This window comes from Acidovorax sp. GW821-FHT09A11 (assembly GCF_059418365.1).
This window is the reverse complement of sequence record NZ_JBWKPS010000015.1, coordinates 18,881-38,671: the sequence shown is the minus strand read 5'-3', so window position 1 is coordinate 38,671 and position 19,791 is coordinate 18,881. Positions and strand designations below refer to the sequence as shown.

Below are 19,791 nucleotides of genomic sequence, written 5' to 3'. Positions count from 1 at the left end.
GGGTGGGCGAAAAGTCTCAAAAACAGGAGCATCTACCGCTTACCACACAACCACTAGAGGCCAATTTGGCCTCTTTTTTTGCGCCGTATTGTGCTAACGTCATTGCGCGGCACGCCGGCCGCCAGGTCGTCCCAGGCAACCCGTTCGTTGGTCTGGCCCCTGCAATCCGATACATTTGAGAACACAGCGCCCGCGTTGTCTGCCCCCCTGAATCCGCCGCATCGTTTGCCCGCTCGCCGCAACTCATCACGCACAAAGCATGTTTGTCATCATCGGTTACGTCGTTTGCCTCGGCTGCATCTTCGGCGTGTACATCGTGCACGGGGGAAATATCAGCGTGATCCTGAAGGCCCTGCCCTTCGAGATCATCACCATCCTGGGGGGCGCGCTGGGCGCCTTCGTGGTGAACAACCAGCCCAAGGTGATCAAGGCCACCATGGCGGCCATCCCGATGGCGCTCAAGGGATCCAAGTACACCAAGGCGCGCTACATGGAGCTCATGGCGATGCTCTATGACATCCTGCAGAAGGCCCGCAAGGAGGGGCTGATGGCCATCGAAAAGGATGTGGAAGCACCCCACGAATCCGAGATCTTCAAGAAATACCCCACGGTGGGCAGCGACCACCACGTGATCGAGTTCACCACCGACTACCTGCGCATGATGGTGTCGGGCAACCTCAACTCGCACGAGATCGAGGCGTTGATGGACAGCGAGATCGACACCCACCACCAGGAGGCCCACGCGCCCGTGGCCGCGCTGGCGCGCCTGGCCGGCGCCCTGCCCGCGTTCGGGATCGTGGCCGCCGTGCTGGGCGTGGTGAACACCATGGGCTCGGTGGGCCAGCCGCCCTCGGTGCTGGGCGGCATGATCGGCTCGGCGCTGGTGGGCACGTTCCTCGGGATCTTGCTGGCCTACGGCGTGGTCGAGCCCCTGGGCGGCCTGGTCGAGCAAAAGACCGAAGATGCCGCCAAGGAGCTGCAGTGCATCAAGTCCACCCTGCTGGCCAGCATGCAGGGCTACAACCCGGCCACGGCCATCGAGTTTGGCCGCAAGGTGCTTTTCTCCAGCGTCCGCCCCAGCTTCACCGAGCTGGAGGGGCATGTGAAGGGGAAGAAATGAGACACCGCCCTGGTGCGCCACGCGCCTTCCCTCCGCGCTCGCGGCGCTGCGGGGCGGACCTTGGCTTGCGGCCCTGGCTTGGGACACGCCGGCATCAAAGGCTGCGGGTGGTGCGCAGCGCCATGGGGAGCCGACGGGATAGCTGACCATGGCAGAAAAGAAGCTCCAGCCCATCATCATCAAGCGCATCAAGAAAGGCGGCCATGCGGTGCATGGCGGCGCCTGGAAGATCGCGTATGCCGACTTCGTGACGGCGATGATGGCGTTCTTCCTGCTGATGTGGCTGCTGGGTTCCACCGCCAAGGGCGAGCTGCAGGGGATTGCAGCCTATTTCGCGTCGCCGCTCAAGGTGGCCATGACCGGCGGCGACGGTGCCGGCAACAGTTCCAGCGTGATTCCCGGCGGGGGGAACGACCTGTCCAAGGTGCACGGCCAGGTGCGGCGCTCCGACGTGGAGGCCGCCAAGCAGCGCCGCATGAGCATCGACGCAGCCCGGGCCGAGCAGGCCAAGCAGGACCTGGACCGCATCAAGGCGCTGGAAGCCAAGATCGATGCGCTCATCACGGAAAACCCGCGCCTGAATGAATACAAGTCGCAGATCCGCATCGACATCACGCCCGACGGGTTGCAGATCCAGATCATCGACGACCAGAACCGCCCCATGTTCGACAGCGGCAGCGCGTTGGTGAAACCCTACATGCGCGACATCCTGCGTGAGATCGGCGCCGCCCTTGGCGGGGTGGAAAACCGCATCAGCCTGGCTGGCCATACCGATGCAGTCCCCTACGGAAACAGCGACCGGGGCTACAGCAACTGGGAGCTTTCGGCCGACCGCGCCAACGCCTCGCGCCGGGAGCTTGTCTCGGCCGGCATGCCAGACGCTAAACTGGGACGTGTGGTGGGCCTGGCGGCCAGCGATCTGCTGGAGCCAAAGAACCCGCGCGCCCCCGCCAACCGGCGCATCACCATCACGGTGCTGACCCGGGAGGCCGAAGAACGACTCATGGGCAAGGGGATTCCCGAAATCACTTCGACAGAACTGTTGAATGAAAAGCGGGAAAATCCCCCCCCCGGCAGGTAAACGTTACGACTTGTCACCAACCCTGCCACCCATGACAATACTTACAGCCATTTCCGACCGAAAGGGTCCCACGTGACCACAGCCCTTCGTTTTTTGATCGTTGACGACTTCTCCACCATGCGGCGCATCGTGCGCAATCTGCTCAAGGAAAGCGGCTTTGCCGATGCCGACGAGGCCGAAGATGGCGTGGCCGCCCTGAACAAGCTGCGCAACAGCAAGTTCGACTTCGTGGTGACCGACATCAACATGCCCAACATGAACGGCTTCCAGCTGCTGGCGGAAATCAAGAAGGACGACAAGCTCAAGCACCTGCCCGTCCTGATGGTCACCGCGGAAGCCCGCAAGGAAGACATCGTGGCCGCCGCGCAGGGCGGGGCCGCCGGCTACATCGTCAAACCCTTCACCAAGGCAACACTCGAAGAGAAAGTGACCTTGATCCTGAAAAAGATGGGGCTATGACACCATGGACGACATACCGGACAACAGCCAGCCGCCTGCGGATGTACACCACAAGATCGGCCTGCTGACACGCCAGCTGCACGACTCGCTCAACGAGCTGGGCTACGCCGACAAGCTGCGCGGCTCCATGGGCGAGCTGCCCGACGCCCAGAGCCGCCTGTCGTACATCGCCCGGCTGACCGGGGAAGCCGCCGAGAAAGTGCTCAACCGCGTCGAGCAGGCCAAGGCGCAGCACGACTACATCGCCGCCGAGACGCGCCGTGTGGTGACGTCCCTGGTCAAGGACCCGGTGGCGGCCGTGGCCAAGGGGGAAATCATGAATTTCCTCACCGATGTCGAGCGGGTGACGAAGGAAGCCGACACGCACCTCACCGAAATCATGATGGCGCAGGACTTCCACGACCTGACCGGGCAGGTGATCGCCCGGGTGGTCAATCTCGCCGCCACCATCGAGGACCAGCTGGTGCAGCTGCTGATCCAGACCGCCCCCCCCAATGCACAGGTGGCCGCCGTGGCCGAACCGCCCCGCACCCAGCACCTGCAGGGCCCCGTGGTGGACCCCGAGCACACTCCCGACGTGGTGACCGACCAGTCCCAGGTGGACGACCTGCTGGCCAGCCTCGGCTTCTGAGGCTGCGGCCACGCAACGCCGCCCGCGGCCCTGCGGCGGCCGCAGGCGCCACGCCGGCGCCTGTTACGTCTCTGAAAAGAGGGGGCTGCAGCCTCCTTATCGGCCTTTAGATTTCCGGGTCGCTCACGACAATGGCATGACACGAGCCGTCATGCCACCATGGAATCCAGCCAAGAAAAAAGCCTACCCGCGTCAGAGCGCAAGCTGCAGAAAGCGCGCGAAGACGGCCAGGGAGCACGCTCGCGCGATCTTTCCCACCTGGCGATCCTGGGCGCGGGCGCGGCCTGCCTGCTCATTCTGGCCCCCCAGCTGATGGACCACATGCAGCGGGCGATGAGCCAGCAGCTCGCGTTTGACGCCACCACCGTCATGGCGCCCGGCACCATGCTCAAGCGCCTGCAGGACATGGTCGTCGTGGGCCTGGTGGCCAGCGCGGTGTTCGCCATCCTCACCGGCGCCGCGGCCCTGATCAGCGCCATCGGCGCCGGCGGCTGGATTCTGAGCCTCAAGCCCATCTCGCCCCAGTTCAACCGGCTCAATCCGATCTCGGGGCTCGCCAACCTGTTTTCCAAGCAGCAGATGGCCAACGTGGCCAAGATGGTGCTGATGACCGCGGTCCTGAGCTACGTGGCCTGGAAGTTCATGGGCAACAGCATCGACACCGTGGCCATGCTGGTGCTGCAGCCCTCCCCCATGGCCATCCGCCAGCTGGCCGACTGGCTCACGTCCGGCATGAGCCTGCTGCTCCTGGTGGTGTTCCTGGCGGCGCTGGTGGACGTGCCCCTGCAGGCCTACTTCTTCAAGGCGCGCCTGAAGATGTCGCACGAGGAAATCAAGCAGGAGCACAAGGAATCCGACGGCAACCCCCACACCAAGGGCCGCATCCGCCAGAAGCAGCGCGAGATCGCCGACCGTGCCAGCGTGGGCGCCGTTCCCAAGGCCGACTTCGTGGTCATGAACCCCACCCACTACGCCGTGGCGCTCAAGTACGACGAGAAGACCATGAGCGCGCCGCAGGTCATCTCGCGCGGCACCGACCTCATCGCGCTCAAGATCCGCGACGTGGCCAAGGAGCACAACGTGCCCGTGCTGCAGTCGCCCATGCTGGCCCGGGCGCTGTATGCCCATGCCGAGCTGGACCAGGCCATTCCCGCCACGCTCTACACCGCCGTGGCCCAGGTGCTGGCCTACGTCTACCGCCTCAAGGCCGCCCTGCGCGGCGAAGGCCGCATGCCCGACAGCCTGGTGGAGCCGTTTGTGCCCCCTGAACTCGATCCGCTGAACCGCACGCCCGTGCAAGGTGCCGCCGCATGAACACCTCCGTGAAATCTTTGCAGCAATGGGCGGGCAGCAATGCCAACGCCCTCCAGGGGCTGTCGGCCCCGTTGCTCGTGGTGGCCATCCTGGCGCTCATGGTGCTGCCCATCCCGCCGTGGCTGCTCGACGCGTTCTTCACGCTGAACATCGCCGTGGCCCTGATGGTGATGATGGTGGCGGCCTACATGCTGCGCCCCCTGGATTTCGCGGCCTTTCCCTCGGTGCTGCTGCTGACCACCCTCATGCGCCTGTCGCTGAACGTGGCCTCCACCCGCGTGGTGCTGCTGGAAGGCCACACGGGCCCGGGCGCCGCCGGCGCGGTGATCGAGGCCTTCGGCCACTTCCTGATCGGCGGCAACTTCGCTGTGGGCCTGATCGTGTTCGCGATCCTGGTGGTGATCAACTTCGTGGTGATCACCAAGGGCGCCGAGCGCATTGCCGAGGTGTCGGCCCGCTTCACGCTGGACGCCATGCCCGGCAAGCAGATGGCGGTGGATGCCGACCTGAACGCCGGCCTGATCGACGAGAAGGAAGCCAAGCGCCGCCGCGCCGAAGTGGCCGAAGAAGCGAACTTCTTCGGGTCCATGGACGGTGCCTCCAAGTTCGTGCGCGGCGATGCGGTCGCCGGCATCCTGATTCTGCTGATCAACATCATCGGCGGCTTCGCCATCGGGGTCTTGCAGCACGACCTGTCGGCCAAGCAGGCGGCTGATAGCTACATCCTGCTGGCCATTGGTGATGCGCTGGTGGCGCAGATTCCCGGCCTGCTGATCTCGGTGGCTGCGGCCATGGTGATCTCGCGCGTGGGCAAGGACCACGACATGGGCCGCCAGATCGTGCAGCAGCTCTTCATGTCGCCCCGCGTGCTGGGCGTGACCGCCGGCATCCTGCTGCTGCTGGGCCTGATTCCGGGCATGCCCCACGTGGTGTTTCTGACCATGGGTGGCCTGCTCGCCTATGGCGCCTGGGTGCTGCATGAACGGCAGAAGGTGCCGCCCGAAGTCGAGGCCCCGCCCGCCCCCGTGAGCGACGGCGAAGCCACCTGGGACGACCTGCAGCCCGTGGACCTGCTGGGCCTGGAGCTGGGCTACCGCCTGATCAGCCTGGTGGACAAGAGCCGCCAGGGCGACCTGCTCACGCGCATCAAGGGCGTGCGCCGCAAGTTTGCGCAGGAAGTCGGCTTTCTGCCGCCCGCCGTGCACGTGCGCGACAACCTCGAATTGAAGCCCAGCGGCTACCGCATCACGCTGCGTGGCGTGGTGGTGGGCGAAGGCGAAGCCTTCCCCGGCATGTTCCTGGCCATCAACCCGGGCGGCATCACCACGCCCCTGATCGGCACCCCCACCACCGACCCCGCGTTCGGCCTCCCAGCACACTGGATCGACGACCGCCAGAAGGAAGCCGCACAAATGGCGGGTTTTACGGTCGTTGATTCCGAAACCGTGATGGCCACCCATTTGTCACACTTGATGCAAGTGCAAGCCGCCAAGCTCCTCAGTCGCACGGAAACGCAGCAACTCGTGGAGCACGTGGCCAAGCTGGCTCCCAAGCTCATCGAAGAAGTGGTCCCGAAAATGGTCTCCATCGCAACGTTCCAGAAAGTCCTCCAGCTGCTGCTGGAAGAGTCTGTGCACATCCGCGATATCCGCACCATCATCGAAACGCTGGCCGAGTTTGCCGGCGGCATCTCCGACCCGGTCGAGCTGGCCCGCCGCGTGCGCATCGCGCTGTCGCCCGCCATCGTGCAACAGATCTACGGCCCCACCCGCGAACTCAACGTCATCGCCATCGAACCAGGCCTCGAACGCCTGCTGGTGCAGGCGCTGGGCAACACCGCCGGCCCCGCCCTGGACCCTGGCGTGGCCGACATCCTCACGCAAAAGGCCGCCGAGGTGGCCCTCAAGCAGGAAGAGATGGGCCTGCCCGCCTGCCTGCTGGTGCCAGACCAGATCCGCAATGCCATCTCCCGCCTGGTGCGCCGCGTCGCGCCCCGGCTGCAGGTGCTTGCCCACAGTGAAATCCCCGAGACCCACACCATCCGCATTGGGCCGATCCTTAGAGGTGCATCAGCATGAACATCAAACGCTTCCACGCTCCCACATCCCGGGAGGCTCTGGCCAAAGCGCGCATGGCCTTTGGTGACGGCACATTGATCCTGTCCAACCGCCCCACGGCCAACGGCGTCGAAGTCGTGGCCACGGCCGAGGACACGCTCTCGGCGCTGGACGGTGGTGGCGCGGGCCCGTCCGCCAACCCGCCCTTGCTGGCCCCCACACCGGCGCGCAGCGCGCCCCAGCGCGCAAGCCAGGCAGCAGCAGCCGCCGCCAGCACCCTGGGCCGCAACCCGGTGGAGGAAGACACCGAGCAGCTGGCGATGAGCACGCTGTCGTTCCAGGACTATGTGCGCGAGCGCATGCTGCGCCGCCGCCACGAGGCGCTCAATGGCCCGGCCGAACCGCAAACCCTGTCGGAGCGCAGCCGCGACCAGGAACCGGAGCGCGAACGCATGCCCGCGCCTGCCGTGGCGCGCCACAACCCGCTGCGCACCATCCCCATGGACATCCCGCCCGAGCCGCCACGCCGCCGGCAGGAGCCCGCCGTGAGCAGCGCCGTGCAGTCGGCCGCCAACCAGCAGAGCGTGATGAGCGAGCTGCACGCGATGAAGGAACTGATCGAGGACCGTTTCAACACCCTGGCGTGGCTGGGGCAGGCGCGGCAGAACCCCATCCAGTCCAACCTCATGCTCAAGATGATCCGCGCAGGCTACTCCCCTTCCCTCGCCCGTGCCGTGCTGGAGCGCATGCCCGAGGAGCTGTCGGCCGCCGAATCCGTGCGCTGGCTCATGGAGGTGCTGGAGCGCAACCTCAGGACCGACCTGGCCGAACCCCCGCTGTACGAACAAGGCGGCATCTTCGCGCTGGTGGGCTCCACCGGCGTCGGCAAGACCACCACCACCGCCAAGCTGGCCGCGATGTGCGCGCGCATCCACGGCCCCGGCAGCGTGGGCCTGATCACGCTGGACACCTACCGTGTGGGAGCCCACGAGCAGCTGCGCACCTACGGCCGCATGCTGGGCATCGTCGCCCACCTGGCCCACGACCGCGCCGCGCTGCAGGACCTGCTGGGCCTGCTGTCGGGCAAGAAGATGGTGCTCATCGACACCACGGGCGTGGCCCCGCGCGACCCGCGCAAGCGCGACATGCTCGACGTGCTGGACCTGCCCCATGTGAACCGCCTGCTGGTGCTCAACGCGGGCTGCCATGGCGACACGCTCGACGATGTGCTCACGGCGTTCAAGACCGAAGGCTCCCAGCAGGCCATCCTGTCCAAGGTGGACGAAGCCGTGAAACTCGGCCCGGCCATCGACGCACTGATCCGCCACCAGATGGTGCTGCGCGGCGTGACCAACGGCCAGCGCGTGCCGGAAGACTGGGAGCGTGCCGATGCGCACAAGCTCATCAGCACCTCCATGCGCGCTCCCGCCAAGTCGGCTTTCGACCCCAAGGCAACCGACCTGAACTTCTTCTTCTCGCATTCGCCCGACACCATGAACGAACGGGGGCTGGTCGATGCTTGATATCGGCTTTCACCAGGCCGCAGGCCTGCACAGCTTCACCCCGCAGTCGGAACTGCGGGTGGTGGCGGTCGCCAGCCAGGACAACGCGGGCACCGGGCTGGAGACGCTGTGGCAGATCTGCGCAAGCCTGCAGCGCCTGGGCTACCCGGTGGTGGTGCTCGATGGCACCGCCCAGGAGACGGACGACAGCCCAGGGCTGCTGCACCTGCTGCAACAGGCGCCCTGGAACGAGGGTGTCAGCCTGAACATGGGGGCCATGGCCTCCTCGCTGGCGGTGATTCCGGCGGCGAAGGGCCTTCTGCGCATCAGCCGGGAAGCCAGCCGCAATGAAACGGCCCCCCTGCCCAGCCTGCTGCCCTATTTCCGGACCTACGGGTTGATCGTGCTGCACGCGCCTGCGGCCACGCTCGGGCCGCTGCTGACGCACACGTCCACCATACCGCTGGTGGTGATGGGCGACGGATCGGCCGGCGTGCTGACCAGCTACAAGAGCCTCAAGCAGATCGCCCTGCACACGACCCTGCCCTGCATGGTGGCGGCCTTGCTGCGCGGCGACACCGCCGCCGAACGGCGCAAGACACAGCACGCGCTGCTGACCCTGCAGGACTGCGCGGAGCGCCACCTGGGTGGCCCGGTGCGCACGACCACCATCGCCACGCAGAACCCCCAGGACCTCCAGCGCCTGGCCTTGCAACTACTGGAAAATGCGGGCACTATCAGTGAATCGCTGACTGCGCTGCCACCCAGCAACTTGACAGGCATGCCTGCGCATTTTGTCCGGAGCCACTGATCTGATGTACACCGCCAAAGGCCAGCTCGATCGTGATGCGCTGATCCGCCAGCACGTCCCGCTGGTGCGAAGGATTGCGCACCACATGATCGCCAAGCTGCCGCCCAACGTGGAGCTGGACGACTTGATCCAGGTCGGCATGATGGGCCTGGCGGAAGCACTCTCGCGCTACGAAGCCGCCCAGGGCGTGCAGTTCGAGACCTTCGCGACCCAGCGCATCCGCGGCGCCATGCTCGACGAGTTGCGCGAGGGCGACTGGATGTCCCGCAGCTCGCGCAAGAGCCAGAAAGACATCGAGCACGCCGTGCAACGGCTGGAGCAGAAACTCGGCCGCAGCCCGCTCGAATCCGAGATCGCCAGCGAAATGGGCATGAACCTGGCGGACTACCAGAACCTGCTGGGCAAGGTGCGGGGCACACAACTCGTGTATCTGGAAGACATGACACACGGCAACGAGGACGACGACGGTTTCCTGGACCGCCATGTTGCCGACGGCGATGCCGACCCCATGGAATTGCTGCGCGACCAGCGGCTCAAGATGTCCCTGGTCAACGCCATCAAGAGCCTGCCCGAGCGCGAGCAGCACATCATGGGCATGTACTACGAGCACGACATGAATCTCAAGGAGATCGCGGCCGTGCTGGGGGTTACCGAGTCACGGGTGTGCCAGCTGCACAGCCAGTCCATCGCCCGCTTGCGTGCCAAGATGCGGGCGCATTAGGGCTCCCTGAGGCCATGGCTCCCCCTGAGTCGCCTGCGGCGCCTTCCCCCTGAGGGGGACGCCACCCCTGGACTGGCGAAGCCAGATCCCCGGTGGCACTGGTTGGGTTGCGACCGTTTCGACGGCCATTGCGCAAGGCCGAACTCCGGCGTACTGACCCCGGTTCGCTATCGATGGGATAGCTGCTTGCGCTTGACTTGCGTTGGATCAAGCCGGTTTGGCCATTCAAACGCAGGTAGCTCAATCGCTGGCAGCTATCTTTTTTGAGTTGCGACTCGACTCAGCCTGCCGACTTGTAGATCCGTGCCACGCCGGGCTTGCCGGGCTGGGCGCCGCGGCCGTCGCCATAGGTGGCGGGGGAGCCGGCCTGGGGCAGCAGGCTGGCAACCTGGCGGTCGGCGTTGGCGGACAGGCGGGCGAGGCCCTCGCGGTGATTGGCGAGCATGTCGCCGATGGCATCCACCCTCTTTTGCAACTGCGCGGGCAAAGGCAGGCCCCGGGCCGCCGCCTGCTCCAGGACGCGCGCGAACTGGGCCGCAGCATCCCGCAGGGCCATGCTGTTTTTCTCAAGGGATGGGGGATCTGCCGCAAGAAGGGCGGCAGAGACTTTTTCGATCAGCTGTTCAACAGCCGAGAGGGATTCTTCCAGCGACATGGCCCATTGTGCGCTGGATGGCATCTGGCTGCCAAGCGAGCTGTGGGATCAGCCGCGGGAGCGGGAGAGGATTTCCTGGGCGTTGGTGAGCATCTTGTCGGCAATGGCCTCGGCATCCACCGAGAACGTGCCTTTTTCGATGGCCGTGCGCACGGCCTTGACCTTGCCGGCATCGAAATCGCCCGTGGAACGGGCCGTCTGGTCCAGTGCGCGGGCTGCGGTGGACACCGTGACGGGCACACCGGCGGTTGACACGGCCGCTGCGTCCTTGGCGGCTCCTTCAGCAGCGCTGGCAGGACTTTTGGCCTGCTTGGCAGGCCCCGTCTGCGCCAAGGCGCCCGGGAGTTCCGGTTTTTGACCAATCTTCATCGCTCTCTCCACCACCCCGCTTGATGTGGGGCACAGTAGCAATGTTTTCGACCCTTTTGGCCCGGACTTTAGCCATTTATCGCCACAGCGTCATCAAAGAGCCACGACCACTGTCCCAGTCTCATTCACAGTTCCACTGACAACGCGGCCATTGTCCATGCGGATGCGAACAATCTGCCCCGCTGCCCCTGCCGACATCGCCTGGCCGGCCGATGTCACGGCATAGCCCGGCCCCTGCGCGACCACCTTGACCTGGGCCCCTGCCCGGAAAAGATGCGGGGCCCGCACCATGGTCTGGCGCAAAGTCTGCCCGGCGACCAGCTGGCGGGCGGCCACCTGCCCGACCCACAGCTCCGGATTGGCCATGACGGCCGCCGACTCCTCGGCCCAGTCCACCTCGGCCTGCGTCGCATCGTTGGCCGTGAGGATGGCGCCAGGAGCCACGGGGTTGATCAGCACCCAGGCGGGGCCAAAGGCCTTGACGGTCACCGGAAGATACACGTTCCATGCGGTCTGCCCCTCCACGCAGCGCAGTCCCAGGCGCGTACGCCCCCACAGCCGCGCGCCGGCCGGCAGATAGGGCTCAACCCGCGCACACGGCGCCAGCCGCAGCCTGGAATCCAGTGAGCCAACGCTCACTTCCATCCGCAAGGGGAGCCCCGCAGGCTGGTTGCGCGACATCGCATCGTCCAGCCAGCGCTGGGTCAGCGGCCCCAGGTCGGCCGCGGGATCGGCGGCGGCCTGCGCGAACGCGGCGCCGCTGCCGCCGGCCACAGCGGCCGCCAGCACCACGCCCGCCAGGGCGCGGTGCGCGGCCACCTGCCCGCGCAAGGACACAGCCTGCGCGCAGGCTCGGACGAAACGGGAAGAAAAGATCGATGGCATGGGGCCTCCTGGGCGTCGCGCGTCTTCCCGCGCAGGGCGGCAAAGACTATTTCACGACTGGAACTATAGGCAGCCGGGCACAGCGCAAAACCCGAAACTGCGCGCCCATTTCCTCGTTCTTCGCGCTTTAGAAAAAAGCCACGGTTTCCATAATCAAGCCACGCCGGAAAGCCCCCTGCCCGGCGCCATTGCAACCCAGGGTGTGAGGCAACCATGCTTGACAAGATGACCAACCGGCTGGACTTTCACGGCAACGCGCTGACGCTGCGTGCCGAGCGCCAGCGCGCCATCGCCAGCAACATCGCCAACGCCGACACCCCGGGCTACGTGGCACGCGATTTCAGCTTTGGCGACGCGATGCGCGAAGCCACGGGGTCCGGATCGGGCGTAACCCGCCTCGCCACCGCAGGCTCCGTGGGCACCACGGGCAACCTGGGGGCCAAGGGCGCCACGGACCCCCGCCACATTCCACTGCCCGCGGCCAGCACGGGCACTGGCGCACCCGGCGCACTGGGCTATTCCGTGCAGGCGCAGCCGAGCCTGGACAACAACACGGTGGACCTGGACCGGGAACGCGCGAACTTTGTCGACAACGCCGTGCGCTACGAAGCCACGCTGCGCTTCATCAACGGCAACGCCAAAACCATGCTCAGCGCGATCCAGGGCCAGTAAAGCCCACCGCATTGCAGCGCAGAAAGCGAGTCACCCCATGTCCATGTTCTCCATCTTCAGCGTGTCGGGCAGCGCCGTCAGCGCGCAGTCGCAGCGGCTCAACGTGGTGGCCAGCAATCTGGCCAACGTCGATGCGGTGGCCGGCCCCGACGGCCAGGCGTACAAGGCGCGCCAGGTGGTGTTCCAGACCGCGCCGATGGGCGCCGACAGCTCGGCCGGCGTGCGGGTGAGCGCCATCAGCGAAAGCAACACCCCCGGGCGCCGCGTGCACGACCCCGCCCACCCCTCGGCCGACGAGCAGGGCTACGTGACGCACTCCAACGTCAACGCCGTGGAGGAAATGGTCAACATGATTTCCGCCTCCCGTTCGTACCAGAACAACGTCGAGGTCATGAACACGGCCAAGTCGCTGCTTCTCAAGACCCTGCAGATGGGCCAGTAATTTCCGGGAGACCCCACCATGATCCTCAGCGCCACCAACGCCCCTTCCGTGACGGATGCGACCGGCACGAAAGCCAACGCCGCCACCGACCCCGCCGCCGCGCAGGACCGGTTCCTGAAGCTGCTCGTCGCGCAGCTGAACAACCAGGACCCGATGAACCCGCTGGACAACGCGCAGATGACCTCGCAGATCGCGCAGATCAACACGGTGACCGGCATCCAGCAGCTCAACCAGACCATGCAGAGCATGTCCGAGCAGTTCAACTCGCTGCAAGTGATGCAGGGCACGGCGCTGATCGGCCGCAACGTGATGACCGAAGGCTCGAGCGTCGCCGTGGCCGACAAGGTCGGCAAGGGCGGCTTCGAGCTGCCCTCGGCCGCCACGAACGTGAAGATCGAGGTCACCACCGCGGGCGGCCAGGTGGTGGACACCATCGACCTGGGCGCCAAGGCCGCGGGCCGCCACACGTTCGAGTGGGACGCCAGCAAATACACCGGCGCCACCGATGCGCTGCAGTTCCGCGTCAGCGCCGTCAACGGCTCGGCCAAGCTGTCGAGCACGCCGCTGTCCCTGTCCAAGGTCACCGCCGCGGGCGCCGAGGACGGCCAGCTCAAGCTGACGCTCGCGAACGGCAAGACCATCAGCTACAGCCAGATCAAGGCCCTGGTCTAACGCCGGCCCAAACCCTTTCTTCGCCTCTATCAGGAGAACACCATGAGTTTTCAGCAAGGCCTCTCGGGCTTGAATGCCGCCAGCAAGAACCTCGACGTCATCGGACACAACATTGCCAACTCCAACACCGTCGGGTTCAAGGCCTCGCGGGCGGAATTCGCTGAAATGGTCGCTTCCGCCATCGGCTCGGCCGGCGGCACCAACGCGGGCATCGGCGTCGAGGTCGGCGCCGTCTCGCAGCAGTTCACCCAGGGCAACCTCACGATCACGGGCAACAGCCTGGACGTGGCCATCAACGGCAATGGCTTCTTCACGCTGACCCTGCCTGACGGCACGCCCGCCTACACCCGCTCCGGCAACTTCAAGCTGGACAAGGAGGGCAACATGATCACGAACGACAACGCGAACGTGATGGGCTACCCCGTGGACCCCGTGACCGGCCTGCGCTCGGGCACCGACCCCATCCCCATGGTCTTCCCCACCTCCGAGCCGATCCCGGCCAAGCAGACGACGAAGATCACCGCGGCCTTCAACCTGCCCGCCACCGCCACCGACGCGGCCGGCGACCCCGCCGCCACGCCGCCCATCCCGGCCACGCCGCGCGCCACCTACGGCACCTCCATCAACGTGTTCGACAGCCAGGGCGTGGCCAAGCCGGTGAGCCTGTACTTCCAGAAGACCGCGACGGACAACACCTGGGACGTGTACGACGCGCTCGACGATCCCACGGCCACCCCGCCCGTGGTGGCCACCCCCATCGGCCAGATCACGTTCGACAACAACGGCGTCATCACCGGCCCCACCGCCACGCCACCCGCCACGGGCTTTTCGCTGCCGCTCACCGTCAATCCGACGCCGCCCAACCCGAACAACCTGCCCACGTTCACCGTTGACGTGAGCCTGGACAAGGTCTCCCAGAGCGGCAGCAAGTTCGCGGTCTCGAACCTGAGCCAGGACGGCTACACGACGGGCGAGCTCACCGGCATCAACATCGAGAACAACGGGATGATCATGACCCGTTACTCCAACGGCGTGACCCGCGCGGAAGGGCAGCTCGCGCTGTCGAGCTTCCGCAACACGCAGGGCCTGGCCTCTGTGGGCGGCAACAACTGGGTGGCCACCTTTGAATCCGGCCAGCCCGTGGTGGGCACCGCGACGGACGGCAACTTCGGCGCCCTGCGCTCGGGCGCCCTGGAAGACTCCAACGTCGATCTCACGGCCGAACTCGTGAACATGATGACCGCGCAGCGTGCCTACCAGGCCAACGCCCAGACGATCAAGACGCAAGACCAGGTGATGTCCACCCTGGTGAACCTGAGATGAAACACCCCCTGAGTCGCTTCGCGCCTTCCCCCTCTCTCGGCGCGCTGTGCGCTCCGGGAGGGGGACGCAGCCAGCGCGGCGTGGCGGCCCTTGCGCGGCTGCCCGCGCCTGGGCCGCGCCGGTTGCACACGCTGCGCACGGCACGCAGCACTGCAGGGTACTGAAAGGAGCATCGCACCATGGACCGCATCATCTACACATCGATGACGGGCGCGAACGCCGCCGCCCACCGGCAGGCCGTGCTGTCCAACAACCTCGCCAACGCGTCCACCCAGGGGTTTCGCGCGGAGCTTTCCACCTTCCGCTCGGTGCCGCTGCAGGGCGACGGCTCCAAGACCCGCGTGTTCGCGCTCGAAGCCACCTCCGGCCATGTGAACACGCCCGGGCCCGTGCAGCGCACCGGCCGCAATCTCGATGCCATGGCCGCGGGCAACGCCTGGTTTGCCGTGCAGGGCCTGGACGGCACCGAGGCCTACACCCGCGCGGGCACCTTCGAGCTGTCGGCCACGGGCCAGCTGCTCACGCCCACCGGGCTGCCGGTGCTCTCCGATGGCGGAGCGCCCATTGACGTCCCGCCGGGCGCCGAGGTCACGCTGGGCTCGGACGGCACGGTCACCGCCAAGGCCGCGGGCCAGCCCGCGCAGGCCATCGGCCGGCTCAAACTCGCCACCCCCACGCTGGAAGACCCGCTCAAGCGCGGCGATGACGGCCTGTTTCGCACCACGTCCGGCGATCCCATCGCGAACGATGCCAACGCCCGCATGCTCGCGGGGGCCGTCGAAGGCTCCAACGTGAACCCGGTCGAGAGCATGGTCGGGATGATCGCCGCATCGCGCCAGTTCGAGCAGCAGATGCGCCTGCTGCAGACCGCCGAGACCAATGACAAGACCGCCAGCCAGCTGCTGGGCATGAACGGTTGACGCGGCACCACCCACGCCCGCATCGCCCAAGGAAGGAAGCACACCATGATCAACTCCCTCTGGATCGCCAAGACCGGCATGTCTGCCCAGCAGACCCAGCTCGACGTCATCTCGCACAACCTGGCCAACGTCTCCACCACCGGCTACAAGCGCAACAACGCGGTGTTCGAGGACCTGATCTACCAGAACCTGCGCCAGGTGGGCGCCAACACCACCGAACAGAACCAGTTGCCCACCGGCCTGCACCTGGGCCTGGGCGTGCGCACGGTGGCCACCAGCCGCAACTTCGTGCAGGGCAGCCTGCAGGAGTCCAAGAACAACCTGGACGTGGCCATCAACGGCAACGGCTTCTTTGAAGTGACCATGCCGGACGGCACCCTGGGCTACACACGCGATGGCTCGTTCCAGGTGGATGCGCAGGGCCGCCTCGTCACCTCCAGCGGCCTGCCCGTGGCCAACGGCATCACCGTGCCCCCCAACGCCACGAGCGTGAGCATCAGCGCCGACGGCGTGGTGTCCGCCACGGTGCAGGGCAACACCCAGCCCCAGCCGCTGGGGAACCTGGCCATGTCGGCCTTCGTGAACCCGGCTGGCCTGGAGCCCATCGGGCAGAACCTGTTCAAGGAATCGGCCGCCTCCGGCCAGCCGCAGCAGGGCACGCCGGGCACCAACGGGCTGGGCATTCTCAAGCAGGGCTTCCTGGAAGCCTCGAACGTCAACGTGGTGGAAGAGCTGGTCACCATGATCCAGACCCAGCGCGCCTACGAAATGAATTCCAAGGCCATCCAGACCTCGGACCAGATGCTGGCCAAGCTCAGCCAGCTGTGACGACGACAGGACCTTTCGCCATGCTGCACTCCACACGCCTCCCAGCCCTGGCCGCCGCCGCGGGCGCCCTGCTGCTCACGGGCTGCGCCACCATGTCGCCGCCCCCGCCGGTGGACATCCTTCCCACCACGCCCCCTCCGCTGGCCGCCGCCCCGCGCACGCCGCCACCGGTCACGGGCGGCCTGTTCCACCAGGCCAGCTACCGCCCCGCCTTCGAAGACCGCCGCGCGCGCATGGTGGGCGACAACGTGACGGTCATGATCGTCGAGAACGTGACGGCCAGCCAGAAATCCTCCTCCACGGTGGACCGCACCTCCGAGGCCTCGGCCGGCATCACCAACCTGCCCTTCGTGAAGAAATCGCTGGCCGACCGCACCACGCTGGGCGCGGCCTCGGAAAACACCTTCTCCGGCAAGGGCGGCACCGAAAGCGCCAATACCTTCACGGGGTCGATCACCACCACGGTGGTGGACGTGCTGCCCAACGGCCACCTGGTCGTGACGGGCGAGAAGCAGATCGGCGTCAACCAGAACGTGGACGTGCTGCGCTTCTCGGGCACCATCGATCCGCGCGCGCTGCAGCCGGGCAGCATCGTCAACTCGACCCAGGTGGCCAATGTGCGGGTGGAATCCCGTGGCCGTGGCGCGCAGGGCGAGGCCCAGGCCATGGGCTGGATGGGGCGGTTCTTCAATACCATCACGCCGTTCTAGATTCCCCCCTGAGTCGCTGCGCGCCTTCCCCCTTGAGGGGGAACGCCACCCCCGGCCCGGCAAAGCCGGATCCGCGGTGGCGCTGGCCTTTGGCCGCGCCAGTTTTTACGGGTGTGGTTTCTGGATGCGCCGGGGGCACCAAGCCTGGGGTTTTGAGGCTTCGGGATGTCTGACCGTTGTGAAAAATCCTCGCCCCAGTTTGCTACATAATTTATAGCTTCTAGCGCTTACCTATAAAGCGGTAGAGGCTGTTTTCATTCATAATTTCTCCGGTAGCGCGGCACCAGCGCCTGCCTGGTTTTCCGCGCACCACTGGCCGCTCCCCACCCGCCCGGGAACCCATGCAATAAGCCGGTGAACCCGCTTCTTTTTGGGTTTTAGTTCCTGGCGGGGCCGCCCACAATGGATGCCATGAAAGCCTTGTCCCATTCCCTCCTGCCACGCTCCGCGCGCGCGCTGTGGCTGCTGCTGGCCCTCGTGGCCGCCTGCCTGGCCATGCCCGTGCACGCGTTGCGCATCAAGGAAGTGGCGGCGGTGCAGGGCGTGCGCACCAACCAGCTCACGGGCTACGGCCTGGTGGTGGGCCTGGACGGGACGGGCGACCAGACCACGCAGATGCCCTACACCACGCAGGCCATGTCCAACTACCTGCAGCAGATGGGCATCAGCCTGCCACCCGGCTCGGCCAATCAGCTGCAGCTCAAGAACGTGGCGGCGGTGATCGTCACGGCGCAGTTGCCCGCGTTCGCCCAGCCCGGCCAGATGATCGACATCAACGTCTCTTCCATGGGCAACGCCAAGTCGCTCAAGGGCGGCACGCTGATCGTCACGCCGCTGCGCGGCGCCGATGGCGAGATCTATGCACTCGCCCAGGGCAACGTGGTGGTCGGCGGCGCGGGTGCCTCGGCCGGCGGCAGCAAGGTCCAGATCAACCACCTGAGCGCGGGCCGCATTCCCCAGGGCGCGCAGGTCGAGCGCGCCGTGCCCACGCCGCTCAACGAGGGCGACACCATCAACCTCGGGCTCAACGCCTCCGACTTCCAGACCGCGCGGCGCGTGGCGCAGGCCATCAACACCAAGCTGGGCAGCGGCCTGGCCACGGCGCTTAACGGCCGCACGGTACAGGTGCGCGCGCCGCTCGACCCCGGCGCCCGCGTGGGCTTCATCGCCGACCTGGAAGAGCTGGCGCTGGAGTCGTCCACGCCCTCGGCCAAGGTCGTCATCAATGCGCGCACCGGCTCGGTGGTGCTCAACCAGGCGGTCACGCTGGGCCCCTGCGCCATCGCGCACGGCAACCTCTCGATCACCATCAGCTCCACGCCCATCATCAGCCAGCCCGCCCCGCTCTCGCAAGGGCAGACCGTGGTGGCGCAGCAAAGCGACATCCGCATCAACCAGGAGCCGGGCAACATCATCCAGATGCCGCCCTCGCCCCAGCTCGCGGACGTGGTGAAGGCGCTCAACATGCTGGGCGCCACGCCGCAGGACCTGCTGGCCATCCTGCAGGCCATCAAGGCTGCCGGCGCGCTCAACGCCGAGCTGGAAGTGATCTAAATGCTCCCCCTGAGTCGCTTCGCGCCTTCCCCCAAAGGGGGACGCACCTGGTGGCCTGGCGAAGCCAGTTCCACGGGTGCACTGGCCTGGGCAGCGCCCAATTCACTGTCTGTGGGTAGCCCAGCGCAGGAGTCTTGACCATGGCCCTCACACTCCCTTCGTCCAGCACCACCAGCACATCCAATGCGCTGGCGGTGGACATCCGCTCGCTCAATTCCCTCAAGTACGACGCGGGCACGGCCAGCAGCGCCCAGACCACGCGCGAGGTGGCCAAGCAGTTCGAGTCGCTGTTCATGCGCGAGCTGATCAAGAGCATGCGCGACGCCACGATGAAATCCGGCCTCATGGAGGGAGAGCAGGCCAACCTGGGGCAGGACATGCTCGACCAGCAACTGTCCGTGAGCATGTCCGGCATGCAGGGCGGGCTGTCCGAGGCGATCGCCCGCCAGCTGTCGCGCCAGATGGGGGGCGCCGACGCCAACTTCTCCGTGCCCTCCACCCTGAGCCTGCAGCAGCAGGCGCTGCCCCGCGCCGCCGCGCCGGCCACGGCAGCCCCCGCGGAGGCCACCCTGCAGGCCCCCAAGGGCCGCGAGGGTTTCGTGCAGCACCTCTCGGGCACCGCCGAGCGCGTGGCCCAGGACAGCGGCATTCCCGCCAGCTTCATGCTGGGCCAGGCCGGCCATGAAACCGGCTGGGGCAAGAGCGAGATCCGGAACAAGGACGGCTCCAACTCGTTCAACCTGTTCGGCATCAAGGCCGGCAAGGGCTGGACCGGCAAGGTGGCCGAGATCACCACCACCGAGTACATCAACGGCAAGCCCCAGAAGGTGACGGCCAAATTCCGCGCCTACGACTCGTACGAGGATTCGTTCCGGGACTACGCCCGCCTGATCACGGACAACCCCCGCTACGAAAAGGCGCAGGCCACCGCCAAGAGCGGCTCCGCCGTGGCCTATGCGGCCGAACTGCAAAAGGCGGGCTACGCCACCGACCCCGAATACGCCCGAAAGCTCAGCGGCGCCATCAACAGCGCATTGCGCGTACAGCGCGCCCAGGCGTGATGAG

The 19,791-nt window shown here is 66.5% G+C and carries 21 protein-coding genes; 18 read left to right on the top strand and 3 right to left on the bottom strand.

The window, feature by feature from the left end; genetic code table 11:
• The first annotated feature begins 259 nt into the window (after positions 1 to 259).
• The 9 genes from motA to AC07PV_RS23825 all read left to right on the top strand — a co-directional run bounded on the left by motA (position 260) and on the right by AC07PV_RS23825 (position 9,696).
• Positions 260 to 1,120, top strand: a complete 861-nt coding sequence (gene motA / locus AC07PV_RS23865) for a flagellar motor stator protein MotA (RefSeq protein WP_218296963.1) — start codon at positions 260 to 262, stop codon at positions 1,118 to 1,120.
• Between the two features lie 148 nt (positions 1,121 to 1,268).
• On the top strand, positions 1,269 to 2,201 hold the full coding sequence (gene motB, locus AC07PV_RS23860; protein WP_218296962.1) for a flagellar motor protein MotB: 933 nt from the start codon (positions 1,269 to 1,271) through the stop codon (positions 2,199 to 2,201).
• A 72-nt stretch (positions 2,202 to 2,273) separates the two neighbouring features.
• The gene (cheY, locus tag AC07PV_RS23855) at positions 2,274 to 2,660 is read left to right on the top strand and encodes a chemotaxis response regulator CheY (protein WP_010466076.1); all 387 of its coding nucleotides are present in this window, start codon (positions 2,274 to 2,276) and stop codon (positions 2,658 to 2,660) included.
• Positions 2,661 to 2,664: 4 nt separating this feature from the next.
• Positions 2,665 to 3,291 carry a protein phosphatase CheZ gene (locus AC07PV_RS23850; protein ID WP_218296961.1) on the top strand — a complete coding sequence of 209 codons (627 nt, stop codon included), beginning with the start codon at positions 2,665 to 2,667 and terminating at the stop codon, positions 3,289 to 3,291.
• A gap of 159 nt (positions 3,292 to 3,450) precedes the next feature.
• Complete coding sequence (locus tag AC07PV_RS23845) at positions 3,451 to 4,605, top strand: EscU/YscU/HrcU family type III secretion system export apparatus switch protein (RefSeq protein WP_218341825.1); 1,155 nt, start codon at positions 3,451 to 3,453, stop codon at positions 4,603 to 4,605.
• Positions 4,602 to 6,683, top strand: a complete 2,082-nt coding sequence (gene flhA, locus AC07PV_RS23840) for a flagellar biosynthesis protein FlhA (RefSeq protein WP_218296959.1) — start codon at positions 4,602 to 4,604, stop codon at positions 6,681 to 6,683. Before AC07PV_RS23845 ends, flhA begins: the two co-directional genes overlap by 4 nt.
• The gene (flhF, locus tag AC07PV_RS23835) at positions 6,680 to 8,185 is read left to right on the top strand and encodes a flagellar biosynthesis GTPase FlhF (protein WP_492245117.1); all 1,506 of its coding nucleotides are present in this window, start codon (positions 6,680 to 6,682) and stop codon (positions 8,183 to 8,185) included. The genes flhA and flhF overlap by 4 nt, the downstream gene beginning before the upstream one ends.
• Positions 8,178 to 8,975 (top strand): hypothetical protein, encoded by a 798-nt coding sequence (locus AC07PV_RS23830; RefSeq protein ID WP_218341823.1) that lies wholly within the window; start codon positions 8,178 to 8,180, stop codon positions 8,973 to 8,975. The genes flhF and AC07PV_RS23830 overlap by 8 nt, the downstream gene beginning before the upstream one ends.
• A 4-nt stretch (positions 8,976 to 8,979) precedes the next feature.
• Complete coding sequence (locus tag AC07PV_RS23825; RefSeq protein ID WP_218296956.1) at positions 8,980 to 9,696, top strand: RNA polymerase sigma factor FliA; 717 nt, start codon at positions 8,980 to 8,982, stop codon at positions 9,694 to 9,696.
• 280 nt (positions 9,697 to 9,976) lie between these two features.
• Here the strand turns inward: AC07PV_RS23825 and AC07PV_RS23820 are convergent, their stop codons facing one another.
• The 3 genes from AC07PV_RS23820 to flgA form a co-directional block, all read right to left on the bottom strand.
• A complete protein-coding gene (locus AC07PV_RS23820) occupies positions 9,977 to 10,252 on the bottom strand; it encodes a hypothetical protein (protein WP_255591934.1) in 276 nt (91 codons plus the stop codon).
• Positions 10,253 to 10,399: 147 nt separating this feature from the next.
• A complete protein-coding gene (gene flgM / locus AC07PV_RS23815; RefSeq protein WP_218341822.1) occupies positions 10,400 to 10,720 on the bottom strand; it encodes a flagellar biosynthesis anti-sigma factor FlgM in 321 nt (106 codons plus the stop codon).
• 93 nt (positions 10,721 to 10,813) lie between these two features.
• Entirely contained in the window at positions 10,814 to 11,605 is a 792-nt protein-coding gene (gene flgA, locus AC07PV_RS23810) for a flagellar basal body P-ring formation chaperone FlgA (protein WP_494631492.1), read from the bottom strand.
• Between the two features lie 213 nt (positions 11,606 to 11,818).
• Here flgA and flgB point away from each other — a divergent pair, with 213 nt between their 5' ends.
• The 9 genes from flgB (at position 11,819) to flgJ (ending at position 19,787) form a co-directional block, all read left to right on the top strand.
• The gene (gene flgB, locus AC07PV_RS23805; protein ID WP_218296953.1) at positions 11,819 to 12,277 is read left to right on the top strand and encodes a flagellar basal body rod protein FlgB; all 459 of its coding nucleotides are present in this window, start codon (positions 11,819 to 11,821) and stop codon (positions 12,275 to 12,277) included.
• 37 nt (positions 12,278 to 12,314) lie between these two features.
• Complete coding sequence (gene flgC, locus AC07PV_RS23800) at positions 12,315 to 12,719, top strand: flagellar basal body rod protein FlgC (RefSeq protein ID WP_218296952.1); 405 nt, start codon at positions 12,315 to 12,317, stop codon at positions 12,717 to 12,719.
• An 18-nt stretch (positions 12,720 to 12,737) separates the two neighbouring features.
• Positions 12,738 to 13,391: a flagellar hook assembly protein FlgD gene (locus AC07PV_RS23795; protein WP_218296951.1), complete on the top strand. Its 654-nt coding sequence runs from the start codon at positions 12,738 to 12,740 to the stop codon at positions 13,389 to 13,391.
• Between the two features lie 42 nt (positions 13,392 to 13,433).
• Positions 13,434 to 14,714 (top strand): flagellar hook protein FlgE, encoded by a 1,281-nt coding sequence (gene flgE / locus AC07PV_RS23790; protein WP_218296950.1) that lies wholly within the window; start codon positions 13,434 to 13,436, stop codon positions 14,712 to 14,714.
• Positions 14,715 to 14,893: 179 nt separating this feature from the next.
• Complete coding sequence (gene flgF / locus AC07PV_RS23785) at positions 14,894 to 15,634, top strand: flagellar basal-body rod protein FlgF (RefSeq protein ID WP_218296949.1); 741 nt, start codon at positions 14,894 to 14,896, stop codon at positions 15,632 to 15,634.
• 45 nt (positions 15,635 to 15,679) lie between these two features.
• Positions 15,680 to 16,462, top strand: a complete 783-nt coding sequence (flgG, locus tag AC07PV_RS23780) for a flagellar basal-body rod protein FlgG (protein ID WP_218296948.1) — start codon at positions 15,680 to 15,682, stop codon at positions 16,460 to 16,462.
• A gap of 20 nt (positions 16,463 to 16,482) precedes the next feature.
• Positions 16,483 to 17,172: a flagellar basal body L-ring protein FlgH gene (locus tag AC07PV_RS23775; protein ID WP_218296947.1), complete on the top strand. Its 690-nt coding sequence runs from the start codon at positions 16,483 to 16,485 to the stop codon at positions 17,170 to 17,172.
• A gap of 411 nt (positions 17,173 to 17,583) precedes the next feature.
• Complete coding sequence (locus AC07PV_RS23770) at positions 17,584 to 18,726, top strand: flagellar basal body P-ring protein FlgI (RefSeq protein ID WP_494631491.1); 1,143 nt, start codon at positions 17,584 to 17,586, stop codon at positions 18,724 to 18,726.
• A gap of 140 nt (positions 18,727 to 18,866) precedes the next feature.
• The gene (gene flgJ / locus AC07PV_RS23765; RefSeq protein WP_218296945.1) at positions 18,867 to 19,787 is read left to right on the top strand and encodes a flagellar assembly peptidoglycan hydrolase FlgJ; all 921 of its coding nucleotides are present in this window, start codon (positions 18,867 to 18,869) and stop codon (positions 19,785 to 19,787) included.
• Positions 19,788 to 19,791 lie beyond the last annotated feature (4 nt).

Bases quoted from the DNA above. Each gene is read 5' to 3' on its own strand.
- motA (WP_218296963.1), top strand. From the start codon at position 260: ATGTTTGTCATCATCGGTTACGTCGTTTGCCTCGGCTGCATCTTCGGC.
- motB (WP_218296962.1), top strand. From the start codon at position 1,269: ATGGCAGAAAAGAAGCTCCAGCCCATCATCATCAAGCGCATCAAGAAA.
- AC07PV_RS23850 (WP_218296961.1), top strand. From the start codon at position 2,665: ATGGACGACATACCGGACAACAGCCAGCCGCCTGCGGATGTACACCAC.
- AC07PV_RS23845 (WP_218341825.1), top strand. From the start codon at position 3,451: ATGGAATCCAGCCAAGAAAAAAGCCTACCCGCGTCAGAGCGCAAGCTG.
- flhA (WP_218296959.1), top strand. From the start codon at position 4,602: ATGAACACCTCCGTGAAATCTTTGCAGCAATGGGCGGGCAGCAATGCC.
- flhF (WP_492245117.1), top strand. From the start codon at position 6,680: ATGAACATCAAACGCTTCCACGCTCCCACATCCCGGGAGGCTCTGGCC.
- AC07PV_RS23830 (WP_218341823.1), top strand. From the start codon at position 8,178: ATGCTTGATATCGGCTTTCACCAGGCCGCAGGCCTGCACAGCTTCACC.
- AC07PV_RS23825 (WP_218296956.1), top strand. From the start codon at position 8,980: ATGTACACCGCCAAAGGCCAGCTCGATCGTGATGCGCTGATCCGCCAG.
- AC07PV_RS23820 (WP_255591934.1), bottom strand. From the start codon at position 10,252: ATGGCCCTGCGGGATGCTGCGGCCCAGTTCGCGCGCGTCCTGGAGCAG.
- flgM (WP_218341822.1), bottom strand. From the start codon at position 10,720: ATGAAGATTGGTCAAAAACCGGAACTCCCGGGCGCCTTGGCGCAGACG.
- flgA (WP_494631492.1), bottom strand. From the start codon at position 11,605: ATGCCATCGATCTTTTCTTCCCGTTTCGTCCGAGCCTGCGCGCAGGCT.
- flgB (WP_218296953.1), top strand. From the start codon at position 11,819: ATGCTTGACAAGATGACCAACCGGCTGGACTTTCACGGCAACGCGCTG.
- flgC (WP_218296952.1), top strand. From the start codon at position 12,315: ATGTCCATGTTCTCCATCTTCAGCGTGTCGGGCAGCGCCGTCAGCGCG.
- AC07PV_RS23795 (WP_218296951.1), top strand. From the start codon at position 12,738: ATGATCCTCAGCGCCACCAACGCCCCTTCCGTGACGGATGCGACCGGC.
- flgE (WP_218296950.1), top strand. From the start codon at position 13,434: ATGAGTTTTCAGCAAGGCCTCTCGGGCTTGAATGCCGCCAGCAAGAAC.
- flgF (WP_218296949.1), top strand. From the start codon at position 14,894: ATGGACCGCATCATCTACACATCGATGACGGGCGCGAACGCCGCCGCC.
- flgG (WP_218296948.1), top strand. From the start codon at position 15,680: ATGATCAACTCCCTCTGGATCGCCAAGACCGGCATGTCTGCCCAGCAG.
- AC07PV_RS23775 (WP_218296947.1), top strand. From the start codon at position 16,483: ATGCTGCACTCCACACGCCTCCCAGCCCTGGCCGCCGCCGCGGGCGCC.
- AC07PV_RS23770 (WP_494631491.1), top strand. From the start codon at position 17,584: ATGAAAGCCTTGTCCCATTCCCTCCTGCCACGCTCCGCGCGCGCGCTG.
- flgJ (WP_218296945.1), top strand. From the start codon at position 18,867: ATGGCCCTCACACTCCCTTCGTCCAGCACCACCAGCACATCCAATGCG.